Source organism: Arthrobacter sp. zg-Y1219 (genome assembly GCF_030125545.1).
In the GTDB taxonomy this organism is placed as follows: Bacteria; Actinomycetota; Actinomycetes; order Actinomycetales; family Micrococcaceae; genus Arthrobacter_B.
On the sequence record NZ_JASKLY010000011.1, the window covers coordinates 46776 to 60165 of the forward strand.

Annotated in this window: 13 protein-coding genes, 1 pseudogene and 1 riboswitch; of the genes and pseudogenes, 5 read left to right on the forward strand and 9 right to left on the reverse strand. The window is 68.3% G+C overall.

The features are described from left to right. Positions 1–65 precede the first annotated feature (65 nt). Entirely contained in the window at positions 66–710 is a 645-nt protein-coding gene (locus QNO00_RS07055) for a nucleotide exchange factor GrpE (RefSeq protein WP_229966154.1), read from the reverse strand. Between the two features lie 2 nt (positions 711–712). Continuing rightward, positions 713–2593 (reverse strand): molecular chaperone DnaK, encoded by a 1881-nt coding sequence (dnaK, locus tag QNO00_RS07060; protein ID WP_229966155.1) that lies wholly within the window; start codon positions 2591–2593, stop codon positions 713–715. Positions 2594–2835: 242 nt separating this feature from the next. On the opposite strand from dnaK, the gene QNO00_RS07065 reads away from it, so the two are divergent. The 3 genes from QNO00_RS07065 to QNO00_RS07075 are packed head-to-tail and all read left to right on the forward strand — an operon-like array spanning position 2836 to position 6341. Continuing rightward, positions 2836–3639 carry a methyltransferase domain-containing protein gene (locus tag QNO00_RS07065; RefSeq protein ID WP_229966156.1) on the forward strand — a complete coding sequence of 268 codons (804 nt, stop codon included), beginning with the start codon at positions 2836–2838 and terminating at the stop codon, positions 3637–3639. Positions 3640–3666: 27 nt separating this feature from the next. After that, positions 3667–4188, forward strand: coding sequence for a low molecular weight protein-tyrosine-phosphatase (locus tag QNO00_RS07070; RefSeq protein ID WP_284024072.1), 522 nt, complete (start codon positions 3667–3669; stop codon positions 4186–4188). Next, the gene (locus QNO00_RS07075) at positions 4185–6341 is read left to right on the forward strand and encodes a chorismate-binding protein (RefSeq protein ID WP_284024073.1); all 2157 of its coding nucleotides are present in this window, start codon (positions 4185–4187) and stop codon (positions 6339–6341) included. The genes QNO00_RS07070 and QNO00_RS07075 overlap by 4 nt, the downstream gene beginning before the upstream one ends. On the opposite strand, the gene cls is transcribed toward QNO00_RS07075, so the two are convergent. Then, positions 6342–7811: a cardiolipin synthase gene (gene cls, locus QNO00_RS07080; protein WP_502863192.1), complete on the reverse strand. Its 1470-nt coding sequence runs from the start codon at positions 7809–7811 to the stop codon at positions 6342–6344. A gap of 74 nt (positions 7812–7885) precedes the next feature. Here cls and QNO00_RS07085 point away from each other — a divergent pair, with 74 nt between their 5' ends. Further along, positions 7886–8770 carry an aminodeoxychorismate lyase gene (locus tag QNO00_RS07085; RefSeq protein ID WP_284024074.1) on the forward strand — a complete coding sequence of 295 codons (885 nt, stop codon included), beginning with the start codon at positions 7886–7888 and terminating at the stop codon, positions 8768–8770. Between the two features lie 14 nt (positions 8771–8784). On the opposite strand, the gene QNO00_RS07090 is transcribed toward QNO00_RS07085, so the two are convergent. Genes QNO00_RS07090 through QNO00_RS07100 form a run of 3 tightly spaced genes read right to left on the reverse strand, consistent with a single transcriptional unit; the run spans position 8785 to position 11769 of the window. Continuing rightward, a complete protein-coding gene (locus QNO00_RS07090) occupies positions 8785–9576 on the reverse strand; it encodes an energy-coupling factor transporter transmembrane component T family protein (protein WP_229966663.1) in 792 nt (263 codons plus the stop codon). Between the two features lie 50 nt (positions 9577–9626). Next, a complete protein-coding gene (locus QNO00_RS07095; RefSeq protein ID WP_284024075.1) occupies positions 9627–11144 on the reverse strand; it encodes an ABC transporter ATP-binding protein in 1518 nt (505 codons plus the stop codon). Continuing rightward, entirely contained in the window at positions 11131–11769 is a 639-nt protein-coding gene (locus QNO00_RS07100; protein ID WP_229966161.1) for an ECF transporter S component, read from the reverse strand. Before QNO00_RS07100 ends, QNO00_RS07095 begins: the two co-directional genes overlap by 14 nt. Before the next feature lie 58 nt (positions 11770–11827). Continuing rightward, positions 11828–11966, reverse strand: a riboswitch (TPP riboswitch). A gap of 91 nt (positions 11967–12057) precedes the next feature. Between QNO00_RS07100 and QNO00_RS07105 the strand changes: the two genes are divergently transcribed. Further along, positions 12058–12321 (forward strand): DUF4235 domain-containing protein, encoded by a 264-nt coding sequence (locus QNO00_RS07105; RefSeq protein WP_229966162.1) that lies wholly within the window; start codon positions 12058–12060, stop codon positions 12319–12321. Between the two features lie 24 nt (positions 12322–12345). Here the strand turns inward: QNO00_RS07105 and mnhG are convergent, their stop codons facing one another. From mnhG to QNO00_RS07120, 3 genes and pseudogenes are all read right to left on the reverse strand, one after another. After that, complete coding sequence (gene mnhG, locus QNO00_RS17305; RefSeq protein ID WP_349643470.1) at positions 12346–12918, reverse strand: monovalent cation/H(+) antiporter subunit G; 573 nt, start codon at positions 12916–12918, stop codon at positions 12346–12348. Positions 12919–12921: 3 nt separating this feature from the next. Then, positions 12922–13182 carry an MrpF/PhaF family protein gene (locus QNO00_RS07115; protein ID WP_229966163.1) on the reverse strand — a complete coding sequence of 87 codons (261 nt, stop codon included), beginning with the start codon at positions 13180–13182 and terminating at the stop codon, positions 12922–12924. Further along, positions 13179–13390 (reverse strand): annotated as a pseudogene (locus QNO00_RS07120) (hypothetical protein); the annotation flags it as partial. The gene QNO00_RS07115 and the pseudogene QNO00_RS07120, both read right to left, overlap by 4 nt.

Genomic DNA, 13390 nt, shown 5'->3' on the forward strand with positions numbered 1-13390 from the left:
ACCGGACGTGCACTGCTGAAAAAAGGTGCCCGGGGCCGCCGTGAACGGCCCCGGACACCCGCGCCTTACTGCTCCGGAACGGAGACGATGACCTGGGCCGCGCGCAGCACCCTGTCGTTCGCCTTGTATCCGGCCCGCAGGATCTGCGTCACTGCGTCGAACTGGACGTCCGGGCTCTGCTGCTGGATCAACGCTTCGTGGATGTTGGGATCGAATTCGACCCCCACCTCGTCAATCCGGGTCAGCCCGTAGGTCTTCAGCGTGTTTTCCAGCTTGGTGGCGATGGACGCAAAGGGTCCCTCCGCCAAGTCGCCGTGCTGACGCGCTGCGTCGATGTCATCCAGGACCGGCATCACGGAGTTCAGGACTCCGATGACAGCCATTTCCCGGGCAACGTCGCGGTCACGCTCCACCCGCCTGCGGTAGTTGACGTATTCCGCCTGCAGCCGCAGCAGGTCATTGCGCAGCTCCGCAGCCTCCGGAGATCCTGCTTCCTGCTGCTGCGGGGGCACACCCGCGCTGTTCAGGATCTGCTCGGCCTGGGCCAGGGCATCTCCCTCAGCACCGGAGTTTTCCTCGGAAGCCTGGGCCTCCGGGGAGGCGTCCGGCTCGGCTGCCGATGAGTCCCCGGACTCGGCCGGCTGCTGGCCGGCCGGGTCGGAATCCTCAGGGTTGGACTTTTCGTTGGGGTTTTCGTTCCCTGCCGTCATGATTACTTCTTGTCTTCGTCGTCAACAACCTCGGCGTCAACGATGTCTTCGTCGGCGGCGGAGGAAGTGTCGGAAGCTCCGGCGTCGCCGGCAGCACCGGGAGCACCGGCACCTGCTGCGCCTTCAGACTGGGCCTGGGCGTAGATGGCTTCGCCCAGCTTGGTCTGCGAGGTCTGCAGCTTCTCGAACGCCGACTTCACCTCGTCGTCGTTTTCGGTGCCCTCGAGGGCCTTCTTCAGGGCATCAACATCGCCCTTGACCTCGGTCTTGACGTCCTCGGGCAGCTTGTCGTCGTTGTCCGTGAGGAGCTTGTCCACGGAGTAGGCCAGCTGCTCGGCGGAGTTGCGGACGTCGGCAGCCTCGCGGCGCTTCTTGTCCTCCGCTGCGTGCTCTTCGGCTTCGCGGACCATGCGGTCGATGTCTTCCTTGGAGAGGGAGGAACCGCCGGTGATCGTCATGGACTGCTCGGCACCGGTGCCCTTGTCCTTGGCGGACACGTGCACAATGCCGTTGGCATCGATGTCGAAGGTGACCTCAACCTGCGGGACGCCGCGGGGAGCCGGCGCGATGCCGGTCAGCTCGAACGTGCCCAGCGGCTTGTTGTCGCGGGTGAACTCGCGCTCGCCCTGGAAGACCTGGATCGCCACGGACGGCTGGTTGTCGTCAGCAGTGGTGAAGGTTTCGCTGCGCTTGGTCGGGATGGCCGTGTTGCGCTCGATCAGCTTGGTCATCACACCGCCCTTGGTCTCAATGCCCAGGGACAGCGGGGTGACGTCGATCAGCAGGACGTCCTTGCGCTCGCCCTTCAGGACACCGGCCTGCAGTGCGGCGCCGACGGCGACAACCTCATCCGGGTTCACGCCCTTGTTCGGCTCCTGGCCGCCGGCCAGTTCCTTCACCAGTTCGGTGACGGCCGGCATGCGGGTGGAACCGCCGACGAGGATGATGTGGTCAATGTCGGAGACCTTGATGCCGGCCTCGGCGATGACGTCCTTGAACGGCTTCTTGGTGCGGTCCAGCAGGTCCTTGGTCAGGTCCTGGAACTTGGCACGGGACAGGTGCTCGTCCAGGTGCACCGGACCGTCGGCGGTAACCGAGAGGTACTGGAGGGAGATGTTGGTGGAGGTCGCGGAGGAGAGTTCCTTCTTGGCCTGCTCGGCCGCTTCCTTCAGGCGCTGCAGGGCAATCTTGTCCTTGGACAGGTCGGCGCCCTTGGCCTTGGCCTGCTGCAGCAGGTAATCGACGACGCGCTGGTCCCAGTCGTCGCCGCCGAGCCGGTTGTCACCGGCGGTGGAGCGCACCTGGATGGTGGAGAAGTCGTCTTCGTCCTTGCCGACTTCGAGCAGGGAAACGTCGAACGTTCCGCCGCCGAGGTCGAAGACCAGGATGAGCTCGTCTTCCTTGCCCTTGTCCAGGCCGTAGGCCAGAGCAGCCGCGGTGGGCTCGTTGACAATGCGCAGCACGTTCAGGCCGGCAATTTCCCCGGCTTCCTTGGTGGCCTGGCGCTCGGCGTCGTTGAAGTACGCGGGAACGGTGATCACGGCGTCCGTGACCTTTTCACCCAGGTACGATTCGGCGTCGGACTTCAGCTTCTGCAGGATGCGGGCGGAGATTTCCTGGGCGGTGTAATTCTTGCCGTCAATGTCCACCTTCCAGTCGGTGCCCATGTGGCGCTTGACCGAGGAGATGGTGCGGTCAATGTTGTTGACGGCCTGGCGCTTGGCGATTTCGCCAACGAGAACCTCACCGGACTTGGCGAAAGCAACAACCGACGGCGTGGTGCGGCCGCCTTCAGCGTTGGCAATAACGGTCGGCTCGCCGCCTTCAAGGACGGAGACAACCGAGTTGGTGGTTCCAAGGTCAATACCTACTGCACGTGACATGTTTGCTTCCTCTTTCCGTGGAAAACGGCGCCGTTGGAAGGGATCATCAATCCCGCAGCGCGTCTTGAGCCTTCTGCACTCAACTTTACTCAGGGCGGATTGTTTGTCAACAAAGTTGAGCGGGTCGGACTCAACCTTGCCGTTTGCAAGCGGCGCCGGCACAAAGCCTCCCCCTCCTGAGCACGGCCGACACACGCCGCAACTTCGGGCGCACAGCCCCTGCGCCCGCGTATCCTCGGCCTATGCGTCCTGAACAGTATTCGCACGGCCATCACCACAGCGTGGTCGGCGCCCATGCCACCCGAACTGCCGCCGATTCCGCTGCTTACCTGCTCCCCTATCTGGAGTCCGGCATGGCGCTGCTGGATGTGGGCTGCGGGCCGGGGAGCATTACTGCCGATCTCGCCAACCTTGTGGATCCCGGGCCCGTCATCGGGCTGGACCCCTCGGAGGACGTCGTCGCCCAGGCCCGGGCCCTGGCCGCGGCGCGGGGGCTGGCGAACGTCGAGTTCACGGCCGGCAACGTGTATGACCTGGATTATCCGGACGGAACGTTCGACGTCGTCCACGCCCACCAGGTGCTCCAGCACCTGACCGATCCGGTGGCTGCCCTGCGCGAGATGCGGCGTGTGACCCGGCCCGGCGGCCTGGTGGCGGTGCGCGACGCCGACTTCCACGGCATGAGCTGGTATCCGGAACTGCCCGAACTCACGGAGTGGATGGAGACCTACCAGCAGATCGCCCGCGGCAACGCCGCCGAGCCCGACGCCGGCCGGCGGCTCGTCGCGTGGACCCTGGAAGCCGGTTTCACCGAGTTTGAACCGTCGGCGTCCAACTGGCTCTACGCCACCCCGGAGCGGCGTGCCTGGTTCGGAGACGGCTGGGCGGACCGGGTGCTGCACTCGGCCTTCGCGGACCAGGCGCTGGAACGGGAGCTGACCGACCCGGCCGGCCTCGCCCGGATGGCCGCCGGCTGGCGGCGCTGGACGCAGGCTCCGGACGGCTGGTTCCTGCTCCCCTCCGGCGAGATCATCGCGTGGGCCTGACGGAGCAACCCTCGGTAGGCTGAAAGCATGTACCGAATCATGACGGTCTGCACCGGCAACATCTGCCGCTCACCGATGGCCCAGTTCTGCCTCGCCCGCGCTTTCGACGACGCCGGGCTGGGGTCGGAGGTCACCGTCGATTCCACCGGCGTCACCGGATGGGAGGCCGGGCGCCCGATGGATGACCGCACCTTCGCGGAGCTGGCCGGCCACGGATTTGCGCCGCAGGAACTCGCTCCCTTCCGGGCGCGTGCCTTCACCGCTGACGACTTTGCGGACCGGGACCTGATCCTGGCGATGGATTACGGACACCTGCTGGAGCTGCAGGACTGGGCGGGCAGCGCCCGGGACCGCGGAAAAGTGCGGATGATCCGCAGCTTCGATCCCGCCTCGGCCGGCCTGCCGCCGGATAAACAGGGCATCGACGACCCCTGGTACGGCGACATGAGCGACTTCGATTCCTCTTATGCCCTGATCCAGGCGTCGGTGCCGGGCGTGGTGGAATACGTCCGCGCCGCCCTGGACGCCGCCGGGCCCGCCGACCAGTGACGGGTCCCGCCGCGGCCGGCACCACGGCCGGCGCCGCCGCCCTGCCCGTCCTCATCGCGGTCGATGGCTTGTCCGGCGCCGGCAAGACCACCCTCGCCGTCGAACTTGCGGCAGCACTGCGCGCCCACCACTCGGTCTCTCTGTTCCATCTGGAGGATCTGTACCCCGGATGGGACGGGCTGGCAGCCGGGATCGCCGCCTTCCGCGAGCACGTTGCCGTGCCGCTGGCCGCCGGCCGTACCGCCCGGTGGCGGGCCTGGGACTGGGCAGCCGGCGAGTACGGCGAGATCCGCAGCACGGCACCGGCCGACATCGTCATCTTTGAAGGAGTCGGCGCCTCCAGCGCCGGCGTGCGGGACCTGCTCGACGCCGCCGTCTGGGTCTCCGCGCCGACCCATCTGCGCCGGGAGCGTGCGCTGGCCCGCGACGGCGACACCTACGCCCCGCACTGGGAGCGGTGGGCCGCGCAGGAACGCGCCTGGACGGCCGGTGATCCGGCCGCTGCCGCCGCCGACATCCGAGTGGACCGGCAGCACCTTCACGGGGAGCCGGTTGCCGCCGCAGCCTTTGTCCTGCGCGCGCTCGGCGAACTGCAGGTGCCCCGGCTCCAATCCGGCTGGCCGGGTGCCAACGCTGCGGCCTGCACCGTGCGGGTGGACCGGCTGGACACCTGGATCGCGCCCGAGCGGCTCTTCGCCAGCCTTTATGCCGACGCACCGCGAGCGGTCTGGCTGGACAGCTCCAGTGCGGCAGCGCCGTCGGGGACCACCGAAGTGTCCGGCGCAGTGTCCGGAGCCGCACAGGTCGCGGCCCGCAGCCGGTACAGCATCATGGCCGACGACGGCGGTCCGCTCGGCCGCTACGCGGAGCACCGGAGCGGCATCACCACCGTCGTGTCGGGACCCGTGACGGCCTTGCACCGCGGTCCGTTTTTCCCCTGGCTGGATTCGGTCTGGGGCCGGCCGCGCGCCACGGTCAGCGCCGATTATCCGTGCGGATTTGCGCTGGGCTGGCTGGGTTTCCTGGGGTATGAGCTCAAGCGGGAAACCGGCGGCACCGACATCCCCCTGCCGCCCGGGGCAGCACCGGACGCCGCCCTAATCTTCGCCGGCCGTGCGGTGGTTCTGGACCACGAGCAGGAGTGCCTCTATGTCCTGACCCTGGCGGATCCGCTGGCCCCGGTCCCCTCGGATCCGGGGAACGGCGGTGACAGCGACGACGGCGGCGGCGGGTGGACGGCTCAGGTGAAAAGCGCCGTGGAAACCGCCGCCCAGAAACCGCCCGCTCCGGACCTGCCCGCTCCGGCGCGGTTTGCCGTGCGCGACAGCCGGGACGCGTATCTGGCCAAGGTCCGCGCCGCGCAGCAGGAGATCGGCAACGGAAACTCCTATGAGGTCTGCCTGACCACCTCGCTGACCGCGCAGCTGCCCGCCCCGCCGGCCGGCGGGGAGGTGCTGGCCCTGTATCGGGCGCTGCGGCGGCGCAGCCCCGCTCCGTTCGCTTCCCTGCTGCGGTTCGGCAGCTTCTGCCTGGCCGGAACGTCACCGGAGCGGTTCCTCGCCCTGGACGTGCCGGGACGGATCCGCGCTGAACCCATCAAGGGCACCCGACCGCGCGGAGCCACCGCGGCGGAAGACCGGAGGCTGGAGGCGGATTTGGTGTCCTCGCTGAAGGACCGGGCGGAGAACGTCATGATCGTTGACCTGCTGCGCAACGACCTGTCCCATTACGCCGTTCCGGGGTCCGTCACCGTTCCCCGGCTGTGCGCCGTGGAAAGCTACGCCACCGTCCATCAGCTGGTCAGCACCGTGGACGCCCGGCTGCGCCCCGGCGCGTCCCGGGCCGAAGCCGTTGCCGCCGCGTTCCCGCCGGGATCGATGACCGGCGCCCCGAAGATCAGCACTATGGCCATCCTGGACCGGCTGGAGGGCGCCCCGCGCGGTGCCTATTCCGGCGTTGTCGGCTGGTTCTCCCTGACCGGGGCCGCGGATCTGTCAGTGGTGATCCGCACGCTGGAAATCCAGGGCACGGCCCTGACCCTCGGGGTGGGCGGCGCCGTCACTGCGGATTCGGATCCCGCGGCCGAGTGGGAGGAAATCCGGGCCAAGGCGTTCGGTGTCCTCAGCGCCTTGGGATCCCGGTTCCCGGACTAGCTACTGCAGCGTGGCGGTGAGCCGGCAGACGTTGTCCACGTAGCGCTGCCAGACGGGCCGGCCCACCCAGTCCGAGAGCAGCAGTTCCCGGGACATGGAACGGTAGGTGTCCTCGATCCGTCGTGTCTTGGCCACGATGTCGCCGTCGAACATCATGATCGACACTTCCAGGTTCAGGGAGAAGGACCGCATGTCCATGTTCGAGGAGCCGAGCACCGTCACCTCGTTGTCGATGGTGAAATGCTTGGCGTGGAGAACCAGCGGCTTCGGGTAAAGGTAGATCCGGATGCCGGCGCGCAGCAGCGCCTCGTAGTAGGACCGCTGGGCATGGTCCACCAGGAACTGGTCTCCCTTCTCGGAGACGAACAGCTCCACCTGCACGCCGCGCTGGGCCGCCGTCGTAATCGCGTACAGCAGCGAATCGTCCGGGACGAAGTAGGGGCTGGTGATGGAAATGCGGTCCGACGCCGAATACATCAGGGAGGTGAAGAGGCGAAGGTTGTTTTCCGTCGTGAAGCCGGGCCCGCTGGGCACCACCTGGCAGGTGACATCGCCGGGATGCGTGGTCCACTCGTAGAGGCTTAGTTCGCGCTCCAGGTTCTCATCGGTTTCCGCGTTCCAGTCCGTGGCAAACACCACGTTGATCTCATCGATGACCGGCCCCTCCACGCGCGCCATCAGCTCCACCCATCTGCGGCCCGATTTATGGTTGCGGCGCTTGCGGTAGGACGCCTCCACCATGTTCTGCGATCCGGTGTAGGCCACCAGCCCGTCCACCACCAGGATTTTCCGGTGGTTGCGCAGGTCCGGGCGGCGCCACTGGCCGCGGGCCGGCAGGATGGGCAGCATCCGCTTCCACTGGATCTCGCTGCTGCGCAGTTCCCGCAGCAGCGTCCGGTAGCCCTTCACCCGCAGCGTGCCGATGTGGTCGAACAGCAGGCGCACCCGCACGCCGCGGGCCGCCGCTTCCTTCAGCGCGGCAAAGAAGTCCCGGGTGACGTCGTCGTAGCTCATGATGTAAAACTCGACGTGCACGTAATCCCGCGCGGTGCGGACCAGATCGGTCATCTCCCGGATTGACTCGTTGTAGTCCCGCTGCAGATCCACTTTGTTGCCGTCCAGGCTCGGAAACGATCCGAGCCTGCGGTTCAGCTCGGTCGCGGAGACTACCCATTCCGGACCGGAATACCGGCTGCCTTCGGCCTCGAGCTCGCGGGTGTTCTCACGCACGGCCCGGTTGATTTCAGCCTGGCGCTTGACCCGGTGTTCGGAGAGCCGGAAATTGCCGAACAGCAGGAACAGGATGATTCCGGGTACCGGAAGGAAGAAAATGCACAGCAGCCAAGCCATGGCCGTGGTGGGCCGCCGGTTGCCGGGGACCACGCCCAGCGCAACAATCCGGATTGCGTAGTCGAGGACGGTCAGTGCGGTGACAATCCAGACGGGAAGCGTTGTCCCGGTTAATGCCACCCACACACGACGCTCCCATCAGCAGATCCAAACCTCCACCCTAGTCTGCCGCACAGGCAAACTAGGCTGGGTTCATGACTGTTCTGGTATTTCTGGACCCTGGATTCCCCGAAGGCCGCCTTGCTGACGGTTCCGAACCGCAGCTGATGGCCACTGACCTCGGCGCCACCCGCGGCGACGGCATCTTTGAATCGATGCTTGCCGTCGACGGCAAGCCCCGCAAAATGGCCGCGCACCTGGACCGACTGGGCTCGTCGGCGCAGGCCCTGGACCTTGTGCCGCCGGCCCGGGACGCGTGGGAACGTGCTGTTGCCACCGCGCTCGCCCAGCTGATGCTGCAGGCGGGGCCGGGCGAGGCAGTGGTGAAGCTGCTGCTGACCCGCGGCGCCGAAGGGGCTGCTTCCCCCACGGCCTGGGTGGCTGCCTCCCCTCTTCCGGCCGGCTCCCGGGAACGCACTGCCGACGGGCTCGCCGTCCTGCTGCTGGACCGCGGCTACGACAGCACCCTCGCCGAACGGGCGCCGTGGCTGCTGCTCGGCGCCAAGACGCTCTCCTACGCGGTGAATATGGCGGCGCTGCGCTACGCCAAGGCCAACGGCGCCGATGACGTCATTTTCACGTCCTCGGACGGCAAGGTGCTGGAGGGGCCGACGTCGAGCGTCATCCTGGCGGTGGAGGAAGACGGGGTGAAAACGCTGCTGACCCCCGAGCTGGAGAGCGGCATCCTGCCCGGCACCACCCAGCGCGCCCTGTTCGACGCCGCCGAAGCGGCAGGCTGGGCCCGCGGGTACGGCCCGCTGGAACCGGTGCACCTGATGGAGGCCGACGCCGTGTGGCTGGTGTCCAGCATTCGACTGCTGGCCCCGGTGACCTCCATCGACGGAACACCGATCAGCTCATCGCCTGCCCTGACCGAGGAGCTGACCAGCCTGCTGCGCGAGGCCCTGTCGGAGGCCTGACCCGCCGACCGGGCCTAGGTCAGGATGAAATTGAACGTCCCGGCCAGCGCCGCGGCGGCCAGGGCGGCGCTGGCCAGCAGCACGCCGTACAGGGTCACCCACACGTCGATCCCGGTGAACGCCGAGGTCCGCGCCCAGGTCCTGTTCCCGCTGCCGAAACCGCGCGCCTCCATGGCCGCGGCGAGGCGGGTGGCGCGGCGCACCGCCTGGACCAGCAGCGCCACCGACTGGCCGCCGAAGGACCGGGCCCGGGCCAGCGCCCCGGAATCCGAACCGACGCCGCGGGCGTGCCGGGCCATGCCCAGGCTCTGCCATTCGGTAACCAGCAGCCCGACCAGGCGCATCGCGGCCAGCGCGCCGAGCACGAACCGGTGCGGCAGCCGCAGTTTCTGGGCCAGGGCGTCCGCCAGGTCCGTGGGATCCGTCGACACCAGCAGATAGATCCCGGGCAGGGCGATGGCCAGTCCCCGAAGCCCGATGGCAATGCCGGCGGCCACTGAATCGGAGGTGAACAGCAGCGGTCCGGCGTCCAGCAGCACGGCACCGGTCTTCTCGGCCAGCAGGGCGGTTCCGTAGGCACCGAGCAAGGCGGCCAGGACCAGCGGCCAGATGCGTTTGAGCAGGGTGAGCGGCGGGATCCGCAGCAGCGGCAGCAGGATCAGCTCGCCGGCCAGGACAATCCCGGAGCTGATCCAGTCAACGCTCACCAGCACGGCCAGCGTGAGCGCCAGGGCGGCGGCGAGCTTGGACAGCGGGTTGGCCCGCTCCAGCAACGTTCCGGCCGGACGCCGGGAGGGGTTGCGCAGATCGGTGCGCCCGGTCCGTTCGGGCGCCGTCGCCGGTTCCCCGGGCCGGCTCACAACAGCGCTCCGGTCCGGGCGGTGCCGTGCTCCACGTGCAGGCGGTTCCCGCCCAGGGCCGCCAGGAACTCGGCGTCATGCGTCACCGCGACCACCGCGGTGCCGTCAGCTGTCAGTGTGCGGAGCAGCTCCACGAGTTCCGCCCAGGTGTTGGCATCCTGCCCGAACGTGGGTTCGTCCAGGAGCAGGACGTCCGGTTCGGTGGCGATCATCGTGGCGACCGACAGGCGGCGCTTCTCCCCGCCGGAGAGCGTGAACGGATTGGCGTCCAGCAGTGCCGTGAGCCGCAGCCGCTCCGCCAGTGCCTGCACCAGCGCCGAGACCTCGGCCTCTGAGCGCCGGCGGGTGCGCCGCGGCCCGAACGCCAGTTCCTCGCGCACCGTCGCGGCCAGGAACTGATGCTCGGGTTCCTGGAAGACAGTGCCGATCCGGGTCACCAGGTCCGTGGATTTCCAGCGCCGGGGGTCGGGGCCAGCAGTTCCGGCCAGCGCGGGAGCAGCGCGCAGGGTTCCGGCCACTGGCTTCAGCAGTCCGCCCAGGGTCAGCGCCAGCGTCGATTTTCCGGCGCCGTTGGGCCCGGTGATCCCGAGCGCCGTGCCGGCCCGCAGCGTCAGGTCCACTCCGCTCACGGCCGCCGGGCCCCGCTTGGACCGTCCGACGCCCAGACCGCGGGCTTCGAGCAGGGAGGCGCCCGGAGCCCCGGCCGCCGGCCCGCCGGCTGCGGGACGGGTTCCGGGCAGCCAGACGCCGGCCGCGGCGAGCCGGGCGCGGTTGGCCGGATCGGCGAGGACCCTTGATGGCGGTCCGTCAGCGAGGATGCCGCCGTCGGCCGCCAGGACCACCACGCGGTCGACGACGTCCGCCCAGACCGCGACGCGGTGTTCCACCACGATCAGCGTGGCACCGGTGCGTTCCAGCACGCGTTCGACGGCAGCGCGCACTTCCAGCACGCCCTCCGGGTCCAGGTTGGCGGTGGGTTCGTCCAGCAGCAGCAGGCCCGGCCGCATCGCGAGCACCGAAGCCAGCGCCAGGCGCTGCTTCTCGCCTCCCGACAGGGCGGCAGTGGAATGGTGCAGCGGCACCCGGAGGCCGACGTCGTCCAGGCTGGTGCGGACCCGGTCCCAGATTTCCTCCGGCGGAACCCGAAGGTTCTCAGGACCAAAGGCCACCTCGTCACCCACCCGGGACAGCACCAGCTGGGAGTCCGGGTCCTGCAGCACCAGTCCCGCCCGGCCGCGGGCCTGCAGCGGCTGAACACCGTCCAGGGTCAGGCTGCCCTGCTGCTCCCCCGCGGCATCCGGGCCGGAGCCTTCGCCGAGGACGCCCGCGAGGGCATGCAGCAGCGTGGATTTGCCGGCACCGGAAGCGCCCAGCAGCAGAACCTTCTCCCCGGCGTCGATATCCAGTGACAGGGAGGAAAGGGCCGGGGCGGTGCGCCCGGCGTGCCGCCAGCTGAAGTCCCGGGCGCGGACCGCCACGGGGACGCCGGCGGGAACGGGGCTAGGCCCGCTCATGGGAGCGCCCGTCCGCTGCCCTTCCCGACGCGAAGGATGCCAGCACACCGGTGCGGGCCAGGGCCCGGGCAGCCAGCCAGGATCCGGCACCGGCAATGACGGCGCCCGAAGCGGCGGCCAGCAGCGTGTAGAGCGCCTGCCATTGAAGCGCCCATTCCGGCTTGTACAGGATGCTTTCGCTGGCCCCCAGGAAGGCGCCCGAGACCAGCCCCGCCAGTACGGCCACCGGAAGCGTGTACCGAAGGTAGAGGAAGGCCAGGAACACCAGTTCCGCGCCGAGGCCCTGGATGAATCCGGAGAGCAGCACCGACAGGCCGAACTGCGTGCCGAGCACTCCGGACACGGCCGAGGCGAGGACCTCGCAGTAGATCGCTGCCCCGGGTTTGCGGATGATCAGCGCGCCGAGCACTCCGGCAATCAGCCATCCGCCGGTGTACAGCCCGCCCAGCGGCGGAAACGCCAGGATCAGGGCTTCCACCCCGGCGTAGCCCAGCGACCAGGCCCAGAAAATCACGCCTACGGCCACGGCCAGGACTGACGCGACGACAATGTCGACGACCCGCCACGGGCGGCGCAGGGATTTTAACTGCCGTTGAAACTGTGGGTGGGATTTGTTCTGCTGCATGAAATAACCTCCTGAGGTACAGGAGGGGAGGGGCCCTTCAGGGCGGTTTGCCATGATGTCCCGTGAGATCTCGACTCCCTAGCGCCGGTACTAACCGGATCAGGTTCGAGGGTCTGCGGATGTCCGCACTCTCAGCGCCTTGTTCTGCCTGCCGGGCCTTGGGCCCGGCGGGAAGCGGCGCTCCCCTGTCGTGTGTTTTTGCGTTTCCCACTCTACACACGCCACTGCCCCGGTGGGGCGGATCGGCGGGTAGGGTTAGGAAAAAGGCCTTCAACCCTAGGAGCACCCATGAACCTGATCCTGAAACTGCTCGCGACCGGTGCCAGCATCGGCGCCGGCCTGCTGTCCGCGAAAATCCTCGATTTTGCCTGGACGCGGATCACGGGCAACGAACCGCCGCGGGACAACGACGGCGTCCTGGACGTCAGCCTCCGCACCGCAGTGATCTTCGCCGTCGTCTCCGGAGCGGTCAGCCAGGGCATCCGGGTGCTGACCACCCGCGGAACCCAGCGGGCCATCCAGCGCTACAAGAAGACGCCTGAAGTGGTCTAGCAGCTCCGCTTCATCACAGGGCGCTCAGCCCCCGGGACGGTGTTCCGGGCGGCGGGCGCCCTGACTTGTTTCCGCTTCGGCACCGGACACCACGCCGGGGCGGGCTTCGGGTGCCGCGGCGGGCGTCGCGGGGAGCGCGTCGTCGTCGAGGGAGCCCGCGGGCGGCGGCGCCCCCGGATCATCATCCACCCGGTCGGCGCGTCCGCCGTCGTTGGTTCCGGGTGCGCCGGCCTTGGCCTGCAGCAGCAGTTGCTGGGCACGGCCGACGACGTCGTCCAGCTCGTCGATGGTGAGCAGCTCCGGGCGCAGGTGCTTGGTCCGGTAACCGGCGCGGCCGATCATGTGGGCGGACACCGGCGCGGTGAGGATCATGAACAGCCAGCAGACGCCAAGGATCGGCAGCAGCACCCAGCTCTCAAACTGCACGGCCATGGCCAGCAGGAACAGCAGCAGTCCCAGCACCTGCGGCTTGGACGCTGCGTGCATCCGGCTCATGAGGTCGGGGAACCGGGTCAGGCCAATGGCCGCGGCCAGCGACATCAGCGCCCCGCCCAGCATGAGGATTCCGACAATCAGGTCATTCAGTTCCTGGCTCACCGGTTATCTCCTGTCCGTAACGAAGCGGGCAACGGTCACGGAGCCAATGAAGCCGATCAGTGAGATGGACACCAGGAGCGCCAGATAGTTGAGGTTTTTGTTCACGATCATGTCAGTGGCCAGGGCCGCGCCGACGATGGTCAGCAGCACGTCGGCTGCCAGCACCCGGTCCAGAATCGAGGGCCCGCGGGCAATCCGGAAAATCGCTCCGGCCGCTGCGACCGAGAGCATGACGGCCACCAGGACCACAAAGACGTTCATCATGATGCGGCTCCCTTGCCGGTTGCGGCGGGGTTTCCGGTTTCGAGGGCGACCTCCCGGCGGACCTGCGCTTCCTCGGCCCTGAGGACCTCAAGGTCTTCGCGGGTGCCGATGGTGTGGATCAGCCACGATTCGGTGTCCCGGACATCCTTGCGGACCTTGTCGGCGTGCTCCGGGGTGGAAACATTCAGGCAGTGCAGGTACAGCGTGG